Annotated in this window: 22 protein-coding genes and 1 other RNA gene; 17 read left to right on the top strand and 6 right to left on the bottom strand. The window is 61.3% G+C overall.

All coding sequences use genetic code 11. The annotated features are described in order from the left end of the window. The first annotated feature begins 7 nt into the window (after positions 1-7). Entirely contained in the window at positions 8-1,102 is a 1,095-nt protein-coding gene (gene zapE / locus CRP40_RS11405) for a cell division protein ZapE (RefSeq protein WP_027914467.1), read from the top strand. A gap of 32 nt (positions 1,103-1,134) precedes the next feature. Here the strand turns inward: zapE and CRP40_RS11400 are convergent, their stop codons facing one another. Both CRP40_RS11400 and CRP40_RS11395 read right to left on the bottom strand, forming a co-directional pair. Beyond that, positions 1,135-2,031, bottom strand: a complete 897-nt coding sequence (locus CRP40_RS11400; protein ID WP_176505841.1) for a GlxA family transcriptional regulator — start codon at positions 2,029-2,031, stop codon at positions 1,135-1,137. A gap of 238 nt (positions 2,032-2,269) precedes the next feature. Beyond that, on the bottom strand, positions 2,270-3,310 hold the full coding sequence (locus tag CRP40_RS11395; protein WP_027914469.1) for an NADP(H)-dependent aldo-keto reductase: 1,041 nt from the start codon (positions 3,308-3,310) through the stop codon (positions 2,270-2,272). 258 nt (positions 3,311-3,568) lie between these two features. Here CRP40_RS11395 and rplM point away from each other — a divergent pair, with 258 nt between their 5' ends. The 7 genes from rplM (at position 3,569) to CRP40_RS11360 (ending at position 8,433) form a co-directional block, all read left to right on the top strand. After that, complete coding sequence (gene rplM / locus CRP40_RS11390; protein ID WP_003260798.1) at positions 3,569-3,997, top strand: 50S ribosomal protein L13; 429 nt, start codon at positions 3,569-3,571, stop codon at positions 3,995-3,997. Positions 3,998-4,011: 14 nt separating this feature from the next. Then, entirely contained in the window at positions 4,012-4,404 is a 393-nt protein-coding gene (gene rpsI / locus CRP40_RS11385; RefSeq protein ID WP_003251821.1) for a 30S ribosomal protein S9, read from the top strand. 261 nt (positions 4,405-4,665) lie between these two features. After that, positions 4,666-5,259, top strand: coding sequence for a ubiquinol-cytochrome c reductase iron-sulfur subunit (petA, locus tag CRP40_RS11380; RefSeq protein ID WP_023534417.1), 594 nt, complete (start codon positions 4,666-4,668; stop codon positions 5,257-5,259). Further along, positions 5,259-6,470 (top strand): cytochrome bc complex cytochrome b subunit, encoded by a 1,212-nt coding sequence (locus CRP40_RS11375; RefSeq protein WP_027914470.1) that lies wholly within the window; start codon positions 5,259-5,261, stop codon positions 6,468-6,470. Before petA ends, CRP40_RS11375 begins: the two co-directional genes overlap by 1 nt. Next, positions 6,470-7,249 (top strand): cytochrome c1, encoded by a 780-nt coding sequence (locus CRP40_RS11370; RefSeq protein WP_027914471.1) that lies wholly within the window; start codon positions 6,470-6,472, stop codon positions 7,247-7,249. The genes CRP40_RS11375 and CRP40_RS11370 overlap by 1 nt, the downstream gene beginning before the upstream one ends. A 118-nt stretch (positions 7,250-7,367) precedes the next feature. Further along, positions 7,368-7,991 (top strand): glutathione S-transferase N-terminal domain-containing protein, encoded by a 624-nt coding sequence (locus CRP40_RS11365; RefSeq protein ID WP_027914472.1) that lies wholly within the window; start codon positions 7,368-7,370, stop codon positions 7,989-7,991. A gap of 10 nt (positions 7,992-8,001) precedes the next feature. Beyond that, positions 8,002-8,433 (top strand): ClpXP protease specificity-enhancing factor, encoded by a 432-nt coding sequence (locus tag CRP40_RS11360; RefSeq protein WP_027914473.1) that lies wholly within the window; start codon positions 8,002-8,004, stop codon positions 8,431-8,433. 86 nt (positions 8,434-8,519) lie between these two features. Here the strand turns inward: CRP40_RS11360 and CRP40_RS11355 are convergent, their stop codons facing one another. From CRP40_RS11355 to CRP40_RS11340, 4 genes are all read right to left on the bottom strand, one after another. Next, a complete protein-coding gene (locus CRP40_RS11355; protein ID WP_027914474.1) occupies positions 8,520-9,098 on the bottom strand; it encodes a BON domain-containing protein in 579 nt (192 codons plus the stop codon). Next, positions 9,095-9,688: a phosphoheptose isomerase gene (locus tag CRP40_RS11350; protein ID WP_012274070.1), complete on the bottom strand. Its 594-nt coding sequence runs from the start codon at positions 9,686-9,688 to the stop codon at positions 9,095-9,097. Before CRP40_RS11350 ends, CRP40_RS11355 begins: the two co-directional genes overlap by 4 nt. 86 nt (positions 9,689-9,774) lie before the next feature. Then, positions 9,775-10,146 carry a YraN family protein gene (locus CRP40_RS11345; protein WP_027914475.1) on the bottom strand — a complete coding sequence of 124 codons (372 nt, stop codon included), beginning with the start codon at positions 10,144-10,146 and terminating at the stop codon, positions 9,775-9,777. Beyond that, positions 10,146-11,963, bottom strand: coding sequence for a penicillin-binding protein activator (locus CRP40_RS11340; protein ID WP_027914476.1), 1,818 nt, complete (start codon positions 11,961-11,963; stop codon positions 10,146-10,148). Before CRP40_RS11340 ends, CRP40_RS11345 begins: the two co-directional genes overlap by 1 nt. Positions 11,964-12,149: 186 nt before the next feature. On the opposite strand from CRP40_RS11340, the gene rsmI reads away from it, so the two are divergent. From rsmI to mraY, 9 genes are all read left to right on the top strand, one after another. Continuing rightward, positions 12,150-13,025 (top strand): 16S rRNA (cytidine(1402)-2'-O)-methyltransferase, encoded by an 876-nt coding sequence (gene rsmI, locus CRP40_RS11335; RefSeq protein ID WP_027914477.1) that lies wholly within the window; start codon positions 12,150-12,152, stop codon positions 13,023-13,025. Between the two features lie 67 nt (positions 13,026-13,092). Next, positions 13,093-13,466: RNase P RNA component class A (gene rnpB, locus CRP40_RS11330), an RNA gene on the top strand. A gap of 308 nt (positions 13,467-13,774) precedes the next feature. Beyond that, the gene (mraZ, locus tag CRP40_RS11325; RefSeq protein WP_023534344.1) at positions 13,775-14,230 is read left to right on the top strand and encodes a division/cell wall cluster transcriptional repressor MraZ; all 456 of its coding nucleotides are present in this window, start codon (positions 13,775-13,777) and stop codon (positions 14,228-14,230) included. 2 nt (positions 14,231-14,232) lie between these two features. Then, complete coding sequence (gene rsmH / locus CRP40_RS11320; RefSeq protein ID WP_173645897.1) at positions 14,233-15,174, top strand: 16S rRNA (cytosine(1402)-N(4))-methyltransferase RsmH; 942 nt, start codon at positions 14,233-14,235, stop codon at positions 15,172-15,174. Then, a complete protein-coding gene (ftsL, locus tag CRP40_RS11315) occupies positions 15,171-15,464 on the top strand; it encodes a cell division protein FtsL (protein ID WP_023534348.1) in 294 nt (97 codons plus the stop codon). The genes rsmH and ftsL overlap by 4 nt, the downstream gene beginning before the upstream one ends. Then, positions 15,464-17,212 carry a penicillin-binding protein 2 gene (locus CRP40_RS11310; protein ID WP_161631443.1) on the top strand — a complete coding sequence of 583 codons (1,749 nt, stop codon included), beginning with the start codon at positions 15,464-15,466 and terminating at the stop codon, positions 17,210-17,212. Before ftsL ends, CRP40_RS11310 begins: the two co-directional genes overlap by 1 nt. Then, a complete protein-coding gene (locus CRP40_RS11305; RefSeq protein ID WP_027914478.1) occupies positions 17,212-18,699 on the top strand; it encodes a UDP-N-acetylmuramoyl-L-alanyl-D-glutamate--2,6-diaminopimelate ligase in 1,488 nt (495 codons plus the stop codon). Before CRP40_RS11310 ends, CRP40_RS11305 begins: the two co-directional genes overlap by 1 nt. After that, positions 18,692-20,059: a UDP-N-acetylmuramoyl-tripeptide--D-alanyl-D-alanine ligase gene (gene murF, locus CRP40_RS11300; protein ID WP_027914479.1), complete on the top strand. Its 1,368-nt coding sequence runs from the start codon at positions 18,692-18,694 to the stop codon at positions 20,057-20,059. The genes CRP40_RS11305 and murF overlap by 8 nt, the downstream gene beginning before the upstream one ends. Continuing rightward, on the top strand, positions 20,059-21,141 hold the full coding sequence (gene mraY, locus CRP40_RS11295) for a phospho-N-acetylmuramoyl-pentapeptide-transferase (protein WP_015271711.1): 1,083 nt from the start codon (positions 20,059-20,061) through the stop codon (positions 21,139-21,141). Before murF ends, mraY begins: the two co-directional genes overlap by 1 nt.

Genomic DNA, 21,141 nt, shown 5'->3' with positions numbered 1-21,141 from the left:
ACGAATCATGACTCCCCTAGAACGCTATCAAGCAGATCTGAAACGTCCCGATTTCTTTCATGACGCGGCGCAGGAAACTGCGGTGCGTCACCTGCAGCGCCTGTACGACGACCTGGTGCAGGCCCAGAACAACAAGCCGGGTGTATTCGGCAAGTTGTTCGGCAAGAAGGAGCAGACCCCGGTCAAGGGCCTGTACTTCTGGGGCGGGGTAGGGCGAGGCAAGACCTACCTGGTCGACACCTTCTTCGAAGCGCTGCCGTTCAAGCAGAAGATGCGCACGCACTTCCACCGCTTCATGAAGCGTGTCCACGAGGAGATGAAAACCCTAAAGGGCGAGAAGAATCCCCTGACCATCATTGCCAAGCGCTTCAGCGATGAGGCCAAGGTGATCTGCTTCGACGAGTTCTTCGTCTCGGACATCACCGACGCCATGATCCTGGGCACCTTGATGGAGGAGCTGTTCAAGAACGGCGTTTCCCTGGTGGCCACTTCCAACATCGTGCCGGACGGCCTCTACAAAGATGGCCTGCAGCGTGCGCGCTTCCTGCCGGCCATCGCCATGATCAAGCAGTACACCGATGTAGTGAACGTCGACAGCGGTGTCGATTATCGCCTGCGCCACCTGGAGCAGGCCGAACTGTTCCATTACCCGCTCGACGAGGCGGCGCAGCAGAGCATGCGTGCCAGCTTCAAGGCGCTGACGCCCGAGTGCACGGCAGCGGTCGAGAACGACGTGCTGATGATCGAGAACCGTCCCATTCATGCGCTGCGCACCTGCGACGATGTGGCCTGGTTCGACTTCCGCGCCTTGTGCGATGGGCCGCGAAGCCAGAACGACTACATCGAACTGGGCAAGATCTTCCATGCGGTCCTGCTGAGCAACGTCGAGCAAATGGGCGTGGCAAGCGATGACATCGCGCGTCGCTTCATCAACATGGTCGACGAGTTCTATGACCGTAACGTCAAGCTGATCATCTCGGCCGAAGTGGAACTCAAGGACCTGTACACCGGTGGGCGCTTGAGCTTCGAGTTTCAGCGCACGCTGAGCCGACTGCTGGAAATGCAGTCTCATGAATTCCTGTCCCGCGCGCACAAGCCTTGAAAACCTGGGGCTGCCTTGCAGCCCGATTGCGCTCAGGCCTCTTGCATGAACTGCTGGCGATACTGATTCGGTGACAGGTCGGTGTGCTGGCGAAACAGCCGGGCGAAGAAGCTGGCATCGTCATAGCCCACCTCGTAACTGATGGTCTTGATGCTCTTGCGCGTGCTCGACAACAGCCCCTTGGCCGTCTCGATGCGCAAGCGTTGCAGGTAATGCAGCGGCTTGTCCCCGGTTGCGCCCTGGAAACGGCGCATGAAATTGCGAATGCTCATGCCGTGGTTGCGGGCTACGTCCTCGAAGCGAAACTTGTCGGCGAAATGCTCTTCCAGCCAGTGCTGAATCTGCAGGATGATCAGGTCCTGGTGCAGCTTCTGGCCGCCAAAGCCCATGCGTCCCGGCGTGTAGTTGCGCTGCACCTCGTACAGGATGTCGCGCGACACGGCCCGCGCCACATTGGCCCCGCAGAAGCGCTCGATCAGGTAGATGTACAGATCGCAGGCTGACGTGGTGCCGCCAGCGCAGTACAGATTGTCCGCATCGGTCAGGTGTTTGTCCTGGGTCAGGCGTACGTGTGGGAAGCGCTCGGCAAAACTGTCGAAGAAACGCCAGTACGTGGTCGCTTCCTTGCCGTCGAGCAGGCCTGACTCGGCCAGCCAGAACACGCCGCTGGCCTCTGCACACAGCACGGCGCCCCGCGCATGCTGTGCCTGCAGCCAGGGCAGCACCTGCGGATAACGTTGCAACAGGTTGTCAAAATCGTCCCAGAACGCCGGAAGGATGATCACATCGGCATCATCCAGGCCGCCGTCCACCGGCAGCTGCACGTTGCTGAAGCTCTCTACCGGCAACCCGTCAGGGCTGACCAGGTGGATCTCGAACATGAGTTGCAAGCCCAGGCCAAGCTGCTTGCCGTAGCGCAAGCTGGCCAGGTGAAAGAAGTCCTTGGCCTGCATCAAGGTCGAAGCGAATACCTTGTCAATGGCCAGGATGCTGACGCGCCGCAACGACGCGGAGGGTTGGGTAAACATCATTGTCATTGTTCTTATAGGATGGAGTGGTCAATCACTGGCTGGATCGTCTTATTTTTTACGGGTCATGTCTAGCCTGGTAGACAGCGCCGCCCGCTTCGCGGGTAAACCCGAGAAGCAAGCGGCGTTGGGTGCGTGCTCAGGGCGCGGGGTTGGGGTGATCCTGGTGGATGGCCTCGATGGCTGCCAGCAGTTCGTCATCGAGGCTGAGTTCGAGGCTGGCCAGGTTGCTGTCCAGTTGTTCGAGGCTGGTGGCACCGATGATGTTACTGGTCACGAACGGTTGACGGGTAACGAAGGCCAACGCCATCTGCGCCGGATCGACACCATGTTCCCGGGCCAGCTGTACATAACGCTCGCAAGCGGCCACTGTCTGTGGGTTGGAATAGCGCGCAAAGCGGCTGAACAGGGTCAGACGCGCTTTCTCCGGGCGGGCGCCGCCGTCGTATTTGCCCGAGAGCATGCCAAAGGCCAGGGGCGAGTAGGCCAGCAGGCCGCACTGCTCGCGAATGGCGATTTCGGCGAGCCCCACCTCGAAGCTGCGGTTGAGCAGGTTGTAGGGGTTCTGGATGGAGACGGCCCGAGGCCAGCCACGGGTTTCGGCCAACTGCAGGAATTTCATGGTGCCCCAGGGGGTTTCGTTGGACAGCCCGATGTGGCGGATCTTGCCCGCGCGCACCTGCTCGTCGAGCACCTCCAGGGTTTCTTCCAGTGGGGTGAAATGGTCTTGCGGCAGGTGCTGGTAGCCCAGCTTGCCGAAAAAGTTGGTGCTGCGCTCAGGCCAGTGCAGTTGGTAGAGATCGATGCGATCAGTCTGCAGGCGCCGCAGGCTCTCTTCCAGTGCCGCGACAATGTGTTGCCGGTTGTGCCTGAGTTGACCGTCGCGGATATGGCTGATGCCATTGCCGGGGCCGGCCACCTTGCTGGCCAGTACCCAGTCGTCCCGATCGCCCTGGCGGGCGAACCAGTTGCCGATGATGCGCTCGGTGGCGGCATAGGTTTCCGGGCGCGGGGGTACCGGGTACATCTCTGCAGTGTCGATGAAGTTGATGCCTGCGGCCTTGGCCCGGCCAATCTGTTCGAATGCCTGGGTCTGATCGTTCTGTTCGCCCCAGGTCATGGTGCCCAGACACAGCGCGCTGACTTCGAGGTCGGTGCGACCCAGCTGACGGTAGTCCATCGGTTGCTTGCTCCTTGGCTATGGTCATTCATCAAAGCAGGTTGATATTTTTCCCGCAATCTGGATAATTCAGCCCCTCTCCGCGTGGCGGAAGTGATGCACCATCACGCAGGAAGAACCCCGTCGAACATTGGCGTGCCTGACCCGAGCCCCCAAAAGCGTCAGCGTTCGGCTGCGCGCTTGCCCTTGGCAAGCTGTGCACTATCCAGTAAGATTCGCCGTCTATTTTTCGCTGGGCGGCCTCTGAGGCTTTAGAGAATGAAAACTTTTACTGCTAAACCGGAAACAGTAAAGCGCGAGTGGTTCGTAGTCGACGCCGCTGGCCAGACCCTGGGTCGTCTGGCTACCGAAATCGCTAGCCGTCTGCGTGGCAAACACAAGCCAGAATACACCCCTCACGTTGATACCGGCGACTACATCGTCGTCATCAACGCCGAGCAGGTTCGTGTGACGGGTGCCAAGTCTTCCGACAAAATGTACTACTCCCACTCCGGTTTCCCAGGTGGTATCAAGGAAATCAACTTCGAGAAGTTGATCGCCAAGGCCCCTGAGCGTGTTATCGAGACTGCGGTCAAAGGCATGCTGCCGAAGAACCCGCTGGGTCGCGACATGTACCGTAAGCTGAAAGTGTACGCGGGTGCTGCTCACCCACACACTGCTCAGCAGCCTCAAGAACTGAAGATCTAACGGGATAGTTCATTATGTCGGCGACTCAAAATTACGGCACTGGCCGTCGCAAGACCGCAACCGCTCGCGTATTCCTGCGTCCGGGTACTGGTAACATCTCCATCAACAACCGTTCTCTGGACGTGTTCTTCGGTCGCGAAACCGCTCGCATGGTTGTTCGCCAGCCACTCGAGCTGACCGAAAGCGTTGAGAAATTCGACATCTACGTCACCGTTTCCGGTGGTGGTGTCAGCGGTCAGGCCGGTGCGATCCGTCACGGTATCACCCGCGCTCTGATGGAATACGACGAAACCCTGCGTGGCGCACTGCGTCGTGCTGGCTACGTCACCCGCGACGCTCGTGAAGTCGAGCGTAAGAAAGTGGGTCTGCGTAAAGCGCGTAAGCGTCCTCAGTACTCCAAGCGTTAATACCGCTTCGGCAGTCGAAAAAAGCCCGGTTCCTTGGAACCGGGCTTTTTTTTGCCTTGAATAATTCACCCGCTCGGCGGTGAGCGTCTTTCCCATAGACGTAGATCAAGCAAAGCGTGGGTAGTGGCCGTGCAGCCCGGTAATCACCTTGTCAGTGTGTGGTTTTGTTACTTACCATGGCGACCAATTTTTAGCGCCACTGACACAACCTAGGTACGAGCCTGGTTCAACAGGCCAAGCAAGCTGATGGGAGAGGACTGAATGAGCAATGACGGCGTCAACGCAGGCCGGCGCCGCTTCCTCGTAGCCGCGACATCCGTGGTCGGGGCAGCGGGAGCAGTGGGGGCTGCGGTACCGTTCGTGGGGTCATGGTTCCCCAGTGCCAAGGCGAAAGCTGCAGGTGCACCGGTAAAGGTCAACATCGCCAAGGTCGAGCCAGGGCAGCAGATGGTTGCAGAATGGCGAGGGCAGCCTGTATTCATCGTGCGGCGAACGGCTGAGATCCTCGGCAATCTCAAGAAAATAACCGGCGAACTGTCAGACCCCGATTCCCAGGCATCGGACCAGCCGACCTACGTCGATCCGCAGGTACGCTCCATCAAGCCGGAGATCCTCGTGCTGGTTGGTCTGTGCACGCACCTGGGTTGCTCGCCGACGTTCCGCCCTGAAGTGGCCCCTGTCGACCTCGGACCCAAATGGGTCGGAGGTTATTTCTGCCCCTGCCATGGTTCCCACTACGACATGGCGGGGCGAGTGTACAAGTCGCAGCCGGCACCGCTGAACCTGCCGGTGCCGCCGCATGCCTACGAGTCCGACGAAATCATCGTCATCGGTATCGACCAGGAGAACGCATGATGAGCAAGTTCATGGACTGGATCGACGCGCGTTTCCCTGCCACCAAGATGTGGGAAGACCACCTCAGCAAGTACTACGCGCCCAAGAACTTCAATTTCCTGTACTTCTTCGGCTCTCTGGCCTTGCTGGTGCTGGTCAATCAGATCGTCACCGGGGTCTGGCTGACGATGAGTTTCACGCCTTCGGCCGAAGAGGCATTCGCCTCGGTCGAATACATCATGCGTGACGTGGAGTACGGCTGGATACTGCGCTACTTGCATTCGACGGGTGCGTCGGCCTTCTTCATCGTCGTCTACCTCCACATGTTCCGCGGCTTGCTGTATGGCTCCTACCAAAAGCCCCGGGAGCTGGTATGGCTGTTTGGTATGCTGATCTACCTGGCGCTGATGGCTGAGGCGTTCATGGGCTACCTGCTGCCATGGGGGCAGATGTCGTATTGGGGCGCACAGGTGATCATCTCCCTGTTCGGGGCCATTCCCGTCATCGGCGAAGACATCACCCAGTGGATTCGCGGCGACTACCTGATTTCGGGCATCACGCTCAATCGCTTCTTCGCCCTGCACGTGGTGGCCTTGCCGATCGTCATTCTGGGCCTGGTGGTGCTGCACATCCTGGCCTTGCACGAAGTCGGCTCGAACAACCCTGACGGCATCGACATCAAGAAGCACAAGGACGAAAACGGTATCCCGCTGGACGGCATTCCGTTCCACCCGTACTACACCGTCAAGGATATCGTCGGGGTGGTCGTGTTCCTGTTCGTGTTCTGCGCCGTGGTGTTCTTCTTCCCGGAAATGGGCGGATACTTCCTGGAAAAACCCAACTTCGAACAGGCCAACGCCTTCAAGACCCCTGAGCACATCGCGCCGGTGTGGTACTTCACGCCGTTCTACGCCATCTTGCGCGCCGTACCGGACAAACTGATGGGCGTGATCGCCATGGGCGCTGCCATTGCCGTGCTGTTCGTGCTGCCCTGGCTGGACCGCAGCCCCGTTCGCTCCATGCGCTACAAGGGCTGGATAAGCAAACTCTTCCTGCTGGTGTTCTGCGTCGCCTTCATCGTCCTCGGCGTGCTGGGGGTACTGGCGCCGACGCCTGGGCGTACCTTGCTGTCGCAGGTGTGCACGTTCCTGTACTTCGCCTACTTCCTGCTGATGCCGTTCTACACAAGGCTCGAGAAGACCAAACCGGTTCCGGAAAGGGTGACTGGCTGATGAAAAAGTTGATTGCTGTAATTCTCCTGGCAGTGATGCCTGCATTCACCCTTGCTGCAGAGCATGGCGTGGAACTGGACAAGGTCGATATCGACCTGAGCGACAAGGCGGCGATGCAGGACGGTGCGCGCACGTTCGCCAACTACTGCATGGGTTGCCACAGTGCCAAGTTTCAGCGCTATGAGCGTGTGGCCGATGACCTGGGCATACCCCACGATGTGATGCTTGAGAACCTGGTGTTCACCGGGGCAAAGATTGGCGACCACATGCAGATTGGCATGAAGCCCAGCGATGCCAAGACCTGGTTCGGTGCCGCGCCGCCCGACCTTACCCTGGTGGCGCGGGTCAGGGGTGCCGACTGGCTGTACAGCTACCTGCGCAGTTTCTACGAGGACCCATCGCGGCCCTACGGCGTGAACAACAAGGTCTTCCCCAACGTCGGCATGCCGAACGTGCTGGTTGGCCTGCAGGGAAACCAGGTGATCGGCTGCAAGCAGGTGCAGACGGTGGTGGATGGCAAAAAACAATTTGACCCATTGACCGGCACGCCGTTGACCCATGAAGCCTGCGATCAGCTGACCATTACGCCGAATTCCGGTACCCTGACCACCGAGCAGTTCGACGAGAAGGTCAAGAACCTGGTGACCTTCCTGGCCTATTCGGCCAACCCGGTCAAACTGGAAAGTCAGCGCATTGGTACTTACGTATTGCTGTACCTGGCTTTCTTCTTCGTATTCGCCTATTTGCTCAAGCGTGAATACTGGAAGGACGTGCACTGATCACGCAGTAACCTCTGGTTGTTGAACGCGCCTGTGGCGCACTGGCAGTTATGCCAGTGCGCCACAGGCGCGTTTTCATTTACAGTTTTTACAAGCATCCCTCGAGAGGAGGCGCTACATGGGCGTAACCAATGGGTTAGCCTGCTATTCCGACCCTGCCGATCAATACTCGCATCGGGTTCGCCTTGTGTTGGCCGAAAAGGCCGTTGACGCGCACATCATCGACGTCGATACCGGCAAGATCCCGCCGCGGCTCGCCGAACTGAACCCGTATGGCAGCGTGCCGACCTTGGTGGATCGGGATTTGGTTCTGTACGAGTCGGCCGTGATCATGGAATACCTGGAGGAGCGCTATCCGCACCCTCCGCTGATGCCGGTCTATCCGGTCGGGCGTGGCAATAGCCGGTTGCTGATGCACCGTATCCAGCGAGACTGGTGCAGCCTGGCCGATCAGATTCTCGACCCACGCACCCGCGAGGCTGCCCGTGCAGAGGCTCGCAAGGCACTGCGCGAAAGCCTGACCGGTGTCTCGCCGCTGTTTGCCGAGTTCGCCTGTTTCATGAGCGATGAGCAAAGCCTGGTCGATTGCTGTCTACTGCCCATACTCTGGCGTCTGCCGATGATGGGTATCGAATTGCCGCGGCAAGCCAAGCCGCTGCTGGATTACATGGAGCGACAGTTCGCCCGGGAATCATTCCAGGCAAGCCTGTCGTCCGTTGAACGCGAAATGCGCACGCTTTGAGGAGCTGTTGATGAACTCCAGTCGCCCCTATCTGGTTCGAGCACTGTACGAGTGGATCGTCGACAACGATTGCACACCCCATATGTTGGTCAATGCCGAGTACCCGAAAGTACAGGTGCCGGACGGTTTCGCCAGTGATGGCCAGATCGTCCTGAATGTGTCGCCAAGCGCTGTGCGCAGTTTGCACATGGACAATGACGCCGTCAGCTTCGAAGGCCGTTTTGGCGGTGTGCCCCATTCATTGTTCGTGCCCATTGGCGCGGTGCTGGGTATCTATGCCCGCGAGAATGGACAGGGCATGGTCTTCGAGTTGGAGTCTTCGATGATGGAGGACGACGAGATCGAGGACGATCAGGAGCAGCCTGATGATGATGGGCCGCCAGAAGGCGGCGGGCAGCCTCCGCGCCCAAGCGGGCGGCCAAGTTTGAAAGTGGTGAAATAAAAAAAGGCGATCCGCAAGGATCGCCTTTTTAGCCTGGGCAATAGACGAGGTGCGCGCTGGTCCGCGCTGCCTGCGGGCTCACATGTTCAGTCGATGTACTCGAACAGTTTCACGATCTTCTGCACGCCAGACACGCTCTGCACGACAGCAGTGGCGGCATTGGCCTCCTGCTGGGTGACGAGGCCCAACAAGTACACGATGCCATTCTCGGTGATCACCTTGATCCGCGAGCTGGGTACTGCTGTATCGGTCAGCATCTGGGTCTTGATCTTGGTGGTCAACCACGCGTCGTTGTTGCGTGCCAGGATGGAGGAGGGCTGCATGACCTGCAGTTCGTTATGCACCTTCTTGACGCGCTGGACCTGGCTGGCCGTCTGTTCGGCAAGGCTCTTGAGTTCGGCGCGTGGTGTCTGGCCAGCCAAGAGCACGATGCCGTTGTAGCTGCTGACGACGATGTGCGAGCCCTTGTCCAGGTCTGGGCTGGCCTTGGCGATATTCACCGAGGCCTTGGTCTCGATCAGTGAGTCGTCGATCTTGCTGCCAATGGTACGAGTGCCTCGGTCATCCTCGATGGGCGAATTACGAGCAGAGTTGAGTACCGAACTGCAGCCGGTGACGCTCAGGCACAAGGTCAAGGCCACAAGGCCAATGCGCATAGGGGTCATTCTTCACTCCCGAACAGTTGGCTGTCGATCAGATCGCACAGGCAATGGATCGCCAGCAGGTGGACTTCCTGGATGCGAGCGGTCACCGTCGAGGGTACCCGAATCTCGACGTCCTCTGGCAGCAAGAGCGAGGCCATGCCCCCGCCGTCGCGGCCGGTCAATGCTACGACAATCATTTCGCGGTCATGTGCGGCCTGGATGGCCTGGATGACGTTGGCGGAATTGCCGCTGGTAGAGATGGCCAGCAGAACATCCCCAGGTTGGCCCAGGGCGCGGATCTGCTTGGAAAATACCTCGTTGTAACTGTAGTCGTTGGCAATCGAGGTCAGGGTCGAGCTGTCGGTGGTCAGCGCGATCGCTGGCAGGCTGGGGCGTTCGCGCTCGAAGCGGTTGAGCAGCTCCGAGGAGAAATGCTGCGCATCGCCGGCCGAGCCGCCATTGCCGCACGCGAGCATCTTGCCCTCGTTGAGCAGTGCGTTGACCATGACCAGGCTGGCCTGCTCGATGTGCGGTGCCAGGATGTCCATTGCCTGTTGCTTGGTATCGATGCTGGCCTGGAACAGCCGGCGGATTCGGGATTGCATGTCCATCTGGTGACCTTAAATGGGGCGGAGGCCGGCGCGGCACGCGACGGTAATCAGCCCGCGAAACATAGAGCAAAAAGAACGGAGTGGGTTCAGCATTCGAAGGCGTTTTTCAACCATTCGAGCGGCTTGCCAGCATGATGGCTGCCTTGCAGGGCAACCACGTCGAAGCGGCAAGGACAGTTGCCCCATTGAGGCTTCTGATGCAGGAACAGGCTGGCGGCAAGCACCAGCCGCTTCTGCTTGCGCTGATCGATACTGCCGAGGGCGCCACCGAAGCGTGCGTGCAACCGATAGCGGACTTCGACGAATACTACTGTATCGGCGTCGAGCATGACCAGATCAAGCTCGCCTCCTTTGCATCGCCAGTTGCGGGCAATCAGCTTGAGGCCATGCCCTTGAAGGTACTCAAGGGCCTGGTTTTCCGCCGCTTGCCCGGCATGGCTTGGCGAGGCAGGGGGCATCAACGGGGCGTGTCGGGGAGGCGCTTGACCTGGCCACCGGCAAACTCTGCCCACGGCAGCTGACGCTCAACGCGTTGGCTGGCATTGATGCCCAGGTTGCCAGACAGGCCCTGGATACGGCTGTCAGGCAGAGCCTTGAGCTGCCCCAGGCGCGGGGCCAGGCTGTAGGCGTCCACCCCCATGGCATACAGGCGACCCAGGCTGCCGGCAGCTTGCGGCCATTGCTGTACCACCTGCTGGCGGAGGCTGTTGCTGCTGTCGAGCAACCATGGGGTTTCACAGAAACGGATGCCGTTCATGTCGTTGTACTGGTTCACATCGCCGCTGGCGCTGTACAGGTTGGAGGTGGCATAGACCGGCACATCACCTGCGTACTGGAAGTTCAGGGTCGGCTTGATTTGCTGTGCCTGCTGTGGGGTGGCTGCGAGGAACAGGAAGTCGATGTCCTGGCGACGCGCGGGCTGGGCAGCGATGCTGCCGCCCACGGTGCTTTGCACGCTCTTGGCGCGACCTTCGCTTTGGCGCAGCTGGAACAGGTCGGCAATCTGCTGGGCCAGTGCCACGGGCTGGGCAATACGCTCTGCAGCCAGCAATGTGCCGCCGTTGCTCTCCCAGTCCTGACGGAACGCGGCCAGTACACGGTCGCCCCATTCCCCGCTCGGCACCATGGCAACGGCACGGACCATGCCGTCTGCGCGCGCCCTGCGGGACACCTCGCGGGCTTCGTCCTCGGCGGCAAGGCCAAATTGGAACAGTTGAGGCGGCGCTTTCTGACCGGCGTCGGCGTAGTTCAGTGCCAAGGTTGTGATCGGAAGCTGCGGTTTGGCAGCCAGTTGCTTGACCAGCGGTTTTTCCAGCGGGCCAATGACAAGCTGCACGCCATCGGCCTGGGCCTGGCGGTAGAAGTCGTCCAGCGACCCTAGGCGGGAGCTGTCGACCATCTGCACGGACGGGGCAGGCTGCCCGGATTGCTGGGCCTGGAAGTGGGCAGCCATGAAGCCGTCACGCAGCGCACGCGCCACGCCAGCCAATGGGCCTTCCTGGGGAAGTAGCAGGGCGATGCGCGTCAGAGGCTGGCTAGCCAGCTCCTTGAGCTTGGTCAGAGCGGTTGGCAACTGTTTCGCGGCAGGATGATCCGGGTGCTGTTTGACCCAGTCGTCGATCGCTGCCTGTTGCTGTTCCAAGGTACCAGCGCCCTTGACGGTCAGGGCCAAGCTGGACCAGCCTGCCAGGACAGGATCGCTGGTGGGCTGTTGCAGTTGCTCGTTCGACAGCGAGGCGACCAGTGACCAGATGGCATCGTGGTTGGCGCTGGCAGCTTGCCCGCTGAGCAGCGGTGCCAACAGCACGCGCTGCTGGGCGGCGGCCATGGCCTGCCCGTCGGCCTCCAGGGCGGCGGCGTGTACCGAATAGGTACGCACTTGCTGTTGCGCAGGCAATTCGGGCACGTGCTGCAGACTGGGGTGCTGCAATGCGCTCAGGGCCGCCTTGGGTTGATTGCGGCTCATGGCAAGTTCGGCCGCCAGCGTAACGGCGAACACCTGCTGGGCTGGCTTGAGCGTCTCTACCTGGACTTGTTCGAGAATGCGTGCGGCGCGCGGGAAGTCCTTTTGCTGGTAGGCCATGTCTGCGGCGCTCAGGCGCAGCAGTGCGGCATCTTCGGCAGACTTGCTGGAGGTCGCCCTTTCGAGCAACTGCTCGATGCTGGCATCCGGCGTACGGGGGAGCTCGCCAAGGCTGGATGAGGGCGAACTGGCGCAAGCTGCCAGCAGGGCAGCGAGACAGAAGGCTGTGAGCAGCCGCAGGCAGGCGATCATGTAATTGTCCTGTTACTCGATCAAGTTGGCTGGCGATTGTACCCAAGCGCTGGCTGGGGCGCGATGTCGCCGTGTGAAAGCATCACTATAGGCCTGCTGCCGCGCAGCGGCGTTCAACTTCTTTGCGCGCTGTTGCGGGTGCTCGGGCTACAATGCCCGCTTTGATTTCAATCGCAGGTGCGTGCAGTGACTGATGTGGCCGGGGCTTCGACCGCCCCCGTGGGAACGCTTTATGTGGTGGCAACACCTATCGGCAATCTTGACGACATGAGTGCCAGGGCGCTGAAGGTGCTGGCAGGCGTGTCCTTGATTGCTGCCGAGGACACGCGCCATTCGATCCGCCTGCTTCAACACTTCGGCATCGACACTCCGCTGGCCGCCTGTCACGAACATAACGAGCGGGACGAGGGGGGGCGCTTTCTGACCCGGCTATTGGCCGGCGACGATGTGGCGCTGGTGTCTGACGCAGGCACCCCGTTGATTTCGGATCCGGGTTATCACCTGGTCCGGCAGGCTCGCAGTGCAGGCGTACCCGTGGTGCCGGTACCTGGCGCCTGTGCCTTGATCGCCGCACTGTCGGCGGCAGGCTTGCCTTCGGATCGTTTCATCTTCGAAGGTTTCCTGCCGGCCAAGGCAGCGGGGCGCCGCGCCCGTCTGGAGCAGGTCAAGGAGGAGCCGCGTACCTTGATCTTCTATGAGGCGCCGCATCGCATCCTGGAGTGCCTGGACGACATGCAGGCAGTGTTTGGCGCAGATCGCCCAGCGGTGCTGGCGCGTGAAATCACCAAAACGTTTGAAACCCTCAAGGGTCTGCCTTTGTCCGAGTTGCATGCGTTCGTGGCCGGCGACAGCAATCAGCAGCGGGGTGAATGCGTGGTATTGGTAGGCGGCTGGAGCGCCCCGGAAGGCGAGCAGGGGATTGGCACCGAGGCGCAGCGGGTACTTGACCTGCTGCTGGCCGAGCTTCCGCTCAAGCGGGCCGCGGCGCTGGCGTCGGAAATAACGGGCGTACGCAAGAACCTGCTGTATCAAGTTGCGCTGGAAAAACAGAAAGAGCAGTAGTGGCTAATTGATATATGTGGCGGTAACGCTTGTTCTTGGCAGCATCTGCCGGTACTCTTTGCGCCGGAGAGTCGATCGGACAGTCGCTGCCCGTTTAAGTTCCACCGCATTGCGGTGTCGCTGGCGGGGGGAGGAAAGTCCGGGCTCCGCAGGGCAGAGTGCCAGGTAACGCCTGGGAGGCGCGAGCCTACGGAAAGTGCCACAGAAAACAACCGCCTAAGCACTTCGGTGCCGGTAAGGGTGAAAAGGTGCGGTAAGAGCGCACCGCACGGCTGGCAACAGTCCGTGGCTAGGTAAACCCCACTCGGAGCAAGACCAAATAGGGTTCCATCAGGCGTGGCCCGCGTCGGAACCGGGTAGGTTGCTAGAGGCGTCCAGTGATGGCCGTCGTAGAGGAATGACTGTCCTCGACAAAACCCGGCTTACAGATCGACTCTCCACCTTTTCCTTCCTGCTTGAATCGATAGCAGATCTCATCTGGTAATGCCGAAAAAATCTTACTCTTCATAAATCACTTTAAGTTCGGCCCGCATCGGGTTGTGCGCGTTTGATTTCTCAAGTCTTTTTATTCCCCAGATAGTCTTTCCACATTCCTTTAACGCGCTAAATCTCGGTCATGTAAGGCTTTTCCTTCCGAACGTGCCTTGACGGTGCTGCGGGCGGATTCCTATAGTGTGCGCAAGTGGCAGAAAGTGGGATGAAGTGGGTTTTCTGACACAAAAAAGCTAATATTGTGGGGAATCGCAGCCGTGTTTCGCGGAGCCAATGCCGTCAGTCTCGATGCCAAGGGCCGTCTCGCCATGCCGAGCCGGTACCGTGACGAGCTCGATTCGCGTTGCAACGGGCAGCTGATCGTGACCATCGATGCTGTCGATCCCTGTTTGTGCGTCTACCCGCTCGATGAGTGGGAGCAAATTGAAGCCAAGTTGCGAGCCTTGCCGTCGCTTCGTGAGGAAAACCGCCGCCTGCAGCGCTTGCTGATCGGTAACGCGGTCGACCTTGAGCTTGATGGCAGTGGTCGCTTCCTGGTGCCGCCCCGCTTGCGTGAGTACGCCCGGCTGGACAAGAAGGCGATGCTGGTGGGGCAACTGAACAAATTCCAGCTGTGGGATGAGGAAGCCTGGAACACGGTTTCGGCAGCCGACCTCGCAGCTATCCAACAACCGGGCGCCATGCCCGACGAATTGCGTGACCTGATCCTGTGACCATAGATAGCGGCTTCAACCACATTACCGTCCTGCTCGACGAAGCTGTCGAGGCACTGGCCTTGCGCGCCGACGGTTGCTATCTGGACGGCACCTTTGGCCGTGGCGGACACAGTCGGTTGATTCTCAGCAGGCTCGGCCCACAAGGGCAGCTACTGGGCTTTGATAAAGATCCACAAGCGATTGCCACAGGGCAAGCGCTGGCGGCCGAAGACGGCCGCTTTGTCATTGTGCAGCGCAGCTTTGCCGAGCTGGGTGCAGAAGTGGCCGAACGCGGCCTGCACGGCAAGGTGAGCGGGATACTGATGGACCTGGGTGTGTCCTCACCTCAGCTCGACGACCCGGAACGTGGCTTTAGCTTTCTCAACGACGGGCCGCTGGACATGCGCATGAATCCCGATCAGGGCATCAGCGCCGCCGAATTCATTGCCACCGCGCCGGTCGAGGAAATCGCCCGCGTGTTCAAGGAGTATGGCGAGGAGCGCTTTGCCGGCCGTATGGCCCGTGCCGTCGTCGAGCGCCGTGAAAAGCAGCCGTTCACCCGCACCGGTGACCTTGCCGAGGTTCTCAAGGTAGCCAACCCTGCGTGGGAGAAGGGCAAGAACCCTGCCACCCGCGCGTTCCAGGGCCTGCGTATCCATGTCAACAACGAACTCGGTGACCTGGAAACCGGGCTGCAAGCGGCTATCGACGCGCTGGAGGTTGGCGGTCGCCTGGCCGTGATCAGCTTCCACTCGCTCGAAGACCGGATCGTCAAGCTGTTCATGCGCAAACTGGCCAAGGGCGAAGCTGACAACCTGCCGCGCAACCTGCCCGTGCAGCACAAGGTGTTCGAGCCCAAGATCAAGCTGATCGGTAAAGCCCAGTTCGCCTCCGATGCAGAGCTCAAGGCCAACCCCCGCTCACGCAGTGCGGTGATGCGTGTTGCGGAGAAATTGCGGTGAGCAAGTTGTTCGCCAAACCTCTGCCGGGCGGCAGCTTCCTCATGCTCATGCTGTTCGTCGGCGTGCTGGGCTCGGCCATTGCCGTGTCGTATAGCGCGCACTGGAACCGGCAATTGCTCAATACCCTGTACGGGGAGCTGAATGAGCGGGACAAGGCCCAGGCCGAATGGGGCCGGTTGATTCTGGAACAAAGCACCTGGACGGCGGCCAGCCGCATCGAAAACCTGGCCACCGAGCAGCTCAAGATGCGTGTGCCAGCCGCTGACGAAGTGCGGATGGTGGCGCCATGATGAAGCTCGAAGGCGCACTCTACCCCTGGCGGTTCCGCGTAGTCGTTGGCCTGCTGGCGCTGATGGTCGGCGCCATTTGCTGGCGCATCATCGACCTGCAGGTCGTCGACCGCGATTTCCTCAAGGGGCAGGGCGATGCGCGCAGCCTGCGTCACATTCCTATCCCTGCGCACCGTGGCTTGATCACAGACCGCAATGGCGAGCCACTGGCGGTCAGTACGCCGGTCACCACCCTGTGGGCCAACCCCAAGGAAATGCAGGCTTCGCGCGATCGGTGGCCGCAGTTGGCAACCGCCCTTGGGCAGAATCCACAGCAGCTCACCGAGCGCCTGACCCAGCAGGCCAACAAGGAATTCATCTACCTGGTCCGCGGCCTGACGCCGGAGCAGGGGCAGCATGTGCTGGACCTGAAGGTGCCAGGCGTCTATGGGCTGGAAGAGTTCCGCCGCTTCTACCCCGCTGGTGACGTGACCGCCCACATGGTCGGTTTTACCGACCTGGATGATCACGGTCGCGAAGGTGTCGAGCTGGCCTATGACGAGTGGCTGGCCGGTGTGCCGGGCAAGCGGCAGGTGATCAAGGACCGGCGCGGTCGCCTGATCAAGGACATCCAGGTCACCAAGAACGCCAAGGCAGGGAAGACCTTGGCGTTGTCGATTGACCTGCGCCTTCAGTACCTGGCTACCCGCGAACTGCGTAACGCCATCGCCGAGCAGGACGCCAAGGCCGGTAGCCTGGTGATCATGGACGTCAAGACCGGTGAGGTTCTGGCGATGGTCAACCAGCCTACCTACAACCCTAACAACCGCCGCAGCATGTTCCCGGCGGCCATGCGCAACCGGGCCATCATCGACGTGTTCGAGCCTGGTTCCACGGTCAAGCCCATCTCGATGAGTGCCGCACTGGAAAGTGGCCGCTGGAAGCCCACCGACAAGGTCGAGGTTTACCCGGGCAGCTTGCAGATCGGTCGCTACACCATCAAGGACGTGTCCCGAAGCGAAGGTCCGATCCTCGACCTGACCGGCATTCTGATCAACTCCAGTAACGTGGGCATGAGCAAGATCGCCTTCGATATCGGCGGCGAAGCCATCTACCGGGTCATGTCTCAGGTCGGGCTGGGTCAGTACACCGGCCTGGGTTTCCCGGGTGAGCGCGTCGGCAACCTGCCCAACCACCGGGAATGGCGCAAGGCCGAAACAGCCACGCTGTCGTACGGCTACGGCGTTTCGGTCACCGCCCTGCAGCTGGTGCATGCTTATGCAGCCTTGGCCAACGACGGCAAGATGGTGCCGCTGTCGATCCTCAAGGTGGACAAGGCGCCCGAGGCCGTCCAGGCGATTCCCAAGGATACCGCAGAGACCGTGCAGGGCATGCTCCAGCAAGTGATCGAGGCGCCGCGCGGCGTATTCCGTGCCCAGGTGCCGTTCTATCACGTGGCCGGCAAGTCCGGTACCGCGCGTAAAGCCACGGTGGGCTCCAAGGGCTACACCGAAAATGCCTATCGCTCGCTGTTCGCAGGTTTCGGTCCGATGAGCGATCCGCGTTATGCGATCGTCGTGGTGATCGACGAGCCCGGCAAAGGCGGGTACTTCGGCGGTCTGGTATCGGCACCTGTGTTCAGCAAGGTCATGTCCGGCACCCTTCGGTTGATGAACGTGCCGCCAGACAACCTGCCGCCCCCTGCGCCGGCAGCGCCGGCAAGCCAATCGCAAGTCAATGCAGCAGCTGCCAACGGAGGGCGTGGATAATGACAATGCCATTGAGCAAGCTCTTCGCCCATGCCAGCCGCGATCCGCTGATTCGTGAACTGACCCTCGACAGCCGCAACGTGCGCCCAGGCGACCTGTTCCTGGCGGTGCCTGGGGCCAAGGTCGACGGCCGCGAGCATATCGCCGACGCGCTGGCCCGTGGCGCTGCCGCCGTGGCTTACGAGGAACAGGGCGCCACGGTGCTGCCGCTGACCGATGTACCGCTGATTCCAGTCAAAGGCCTGATCGCCCAGCTGTCGGACATCGCCGGGCGCTTCTATGGCGAGCCCAGCCGCCAATTGAACCTGGTGGGCGTGACCGGCACCAACGGCAAGACCAGCGTTACCCAACTGGTGGCACAGGCGCTCGATCTGTTGGGCCAGCGTTGCGGCCTGGTGGGTACCCTGGGGACGGGTTTCTACGGCGAGCTGAAAAGCGGCCGCCTGACCACGCCTGACCCGATCGCCGTGCAGTCGACCCTGTATGACTTGAAAAAACAAGGCGCCAGGGCCGTGGCCATGGAAGTGTCCTCCCATGCCCTGGAACAGGGGCGTGTAGCGGCCCTGGCGTTCGACATCGCGGTGATGACCAACCTGTCCCGTGACCACCTCGACTACCACGGCAGCATGCAGGCCTACGAAGCGGCCAAGGCCAAGCTGTTTGCCTGGCCAAGCCTGCGCTGCCAGGTGGTCAATCTGGACGACGACTTCGGTCACCGCCTGGCTGACGCCTACGCTCGCAAGCCGATGGCCGATCGCATCGATACCCGGCTGATCAGCTACAGCCTGGAGCACCCCGACGCCTCGCTGTATTGCCCCGAGGCCACGTTCGACGACGATGGCGTCTGCGCCACCCTCGTCACCGCCCAGGGCGAGCGCACGTTGCGCACGCAGCTGCTGGGTCGCTTCAACCTGAGCAACGTATTGGCGGCCGTGGCGACCTTGCTGGCATTGGATTACGCGCTGGACGAGATCCTCAAGGTCATGCCGCAGCTGCACGGCCCTGTTGGCCGCATGCAACGCCTGGGCGGCGGCGAAAAGCCCCTGGTGGTGGTCGATTACGCGCACACGCCCGATGCCTTGGAAAAAGTGCTCCAGGCCCTGCGCCCTCATGCCCACGGGCAACTGCTGTGCCTGTTCGGCTGTGGCGGCGACCGTGACCGGGGCAAGCGCCCGCTGATGGCAGAAGTGGCCGAGCGCCTGGCCGACCGGGTGCTGGTGACCGACGACAACCCGCGGACCGAAGACCCGATGCGCATATTCGACGATATTCGTCCCGGCTTTACGGCGCCGACCGAGGTGGCGTTCGTGCCCGGTCGCGGCGAGGCCATCGCCCAGCTGATCGCCGGTGCCCGCGCCGCCGACGTCATCGTGCTGGCCGGCAAGGGACATGAGGATTATCAGGAAATCAACGCGCAGCGGCATGCGTTTTCCGATTTGACCGAGGCCGAAAAGGCACTCGCAGCCTGGGAGGCCCCCAATGCTTGAGGCGATGACGCTCAGCCAGGTGAGCTCCACCGTGCACGGCCGCCTGACCGGCGCCGATGCTCGCTTCGATGGCGTCAGCATCGACAGCCGCAGCGTCGTGCCGGGGCAGCTCTTCGTTGCCCTGACCGGCCCGCGCTTCGACGGCCATGACTACCTGGCAGACGTCAAGGCCAAGGGCGCCGTGGCGGCGCTGGTAGAGCGCGAAGTGCAAGGCGTCGACCTGCCGCAATTGGTGGTCGCCGATTGCCGCCTGGCCCTTGGCCAGCTTGGAGCACTCAACCGGGCCGCCTTCGACAAGCCCGTGGTGGCCATTACCGGGTCCAGCGGCAAGACCACGGTCAAGGAAATGCTCGCCAGCATTTTGCGCACGCGCGGCCTGGTGCATGCCACACGAGGCAACCTGAACAATGACCTGGGCGCGCCCCTGACCTTGTTGGAAATTGCCCCCGAGCATAGCGCCGCCGTCATCGAGCTGGGCGCCTCGCGCATCGGCGAGATTCGCTACACCGTGGGCCTGACCCAGCCTCAGGTGGTGATCATCAATAATGCCGGCACCGCGCACGTGGGTGAATTCGGCGGCCCGGACAAGATCGTCGAGGCCAAGGGCGAAATCCTCGAAGGGCTGGGTGAGGGCGGTACAGCCATTCTCAACCTGGCCGACAAGGCCTTCGACACCTGGCGCACGCGTGCTGGCGATCACCGGGTCGTGAGCTTTGCGCTCGACGATCCCCGTGCCGATTTCCATGCCAGTGGCATTGGCCGTGATCCCCGCGGTTGCCCGTCCTTCACCCTGCACGGGGCCGGCGAGCAGGTGCAGGTGCAACTCAACGTGCTGGGCGTGCACAACGTCAGCAACGCCCTGGCCGCCGCCGCCGCTGCCCATGCCGTGGGCATCAGCCTGCAGGGTATTGCCGCAGGCCTGGCTGCGGTTCAGCCGGTCAAGGGCCGCACCGTGGCGCAGGTCACCCCGCGCGGTGCTCGTGTGATCGATGACAGTTACAACGCAAATCCCACCTCCATGTGTGCCGCCATTGATATACTCGCCGGCTTTTCCGGACGCACCGTCCTGGTGCTTGGAGAAATCGGCGAGCTGGGTCAGTGGGCGCAGGAAGGTCACCGTCAGGTGGGTGACTACGCACGCGGCAAGGTCGACGCCTTGTATGCGGTGGGTGCCAACATGGCGCACGCCGTCGAGGCGTTCGGGACCCATGGCCACCATTACGCTACGCAGGCCGCGCTGATCGAAGCAGTCAGTGCCGAAAATGCCAGCGATACCACTATCTTGATCAAGGGCTCGCGCAGCGCTGCGATGGAAAACGTCGTGGCTGCACTGTGCGGTGCCAGCGGGGAGAAACATTAATGCTGCTGCTGTTGGCCGAGTATCTGCAACAGTTCCACAAAGGCTTCGCGGTCTTCCAGTACCTCTCCCTGCGCGGGATTCTCGGGGTGCTTACCGCGTTGTCGCTGGCGCTGTGGCTGGGGCCGTGGATGATCCGTACGCTGCAAATTCGCCAGATCGGCCAGGCCGTGCGCAATGACGGGCCGCAGTCGCACCTGTCCAAGTCCGGTACGCCGACCATGGGCGGGGCGTTGATCCTGTCTGCCATCGCCGTCAGTACCTTGCTGTGGGCCGACCTGACCAACCGATATGTCTGGGTGGTGCTGATCGTCACCCTGGCCTTCGGTGCCATCGGCTGGGTCGACGACTACCGCAAGGTCATCGAGAAGAACTCCCGTGGCCTGCCAAGTCGCTGGAAGTACTTCTGGCAGTCGGTGTTCGGCCTGGCTGCGGCGGTGTTCCTCTACAAGACCGCCCCGACCAGTGTCGAGACCACCCTGATACTGCCGTTCATCAAGGACGTCACCATTCCCCTGGGCATCGGTTTCGTGGTGCTGACCTATTTCGTCATCGTCGGCTCCAGCAACGCCGTGAACCTGACCGATGGCCTGGATGGCCTAGCCATCATGCCGACCGTGATGGTCGGCGGGGCGCTGGGCATCTTCTGCTACCTGTCGGGCAACGTGAAGTTCGCCGAGTACCTGTTGATCCCGTACGTGCCCGGCTCCGGTGAGCTGATCGTGTTCTGCGGCGCACTGATCGGTGCTGGTCTGGGCTTTCTGTGGTTCAACACCTACCCGGCACAAGTGTTCATGGGCGATGTGGGGGCATTGGCGCTGGGCGCGGCGCTGGGCACCATCGCCGTGATCGTGCGCCAGGAGATCGTGCTGTTCATCATGGGCGGCGTGTTCGTGATGGAAACCCTGTCCGTGGTCATCCAGGTCGCTTCGTTCAAGCTGACCGGCAAGCGCGTGTTCCGCATGGCGCCGATTCACCACCACTTTGAACTCAAGGGCTGGCCAGAGCCACGCGTGATCGTCCGATTCTGGATCATCACCGTGATCCTGGTGCTGATTGGCCTTGCCACCCTGAAACTGAGGTAG

Source organism: Pseudomonas sp. URMO17WK12:I9 (assembly GCF_900230165.1).
Classification (GTDB): Bacteria; Pseudomonadota; Gammaproteobacteria; order Pseudomonadales; family Pseudomonadaceae; genus Aquipseudomonas; species Aquipseudomonas fulva.
Note: the sequence above shows the minus strand (reverse complement) of the source record. Positions and strands in the feature narration are given on the sequence as shown.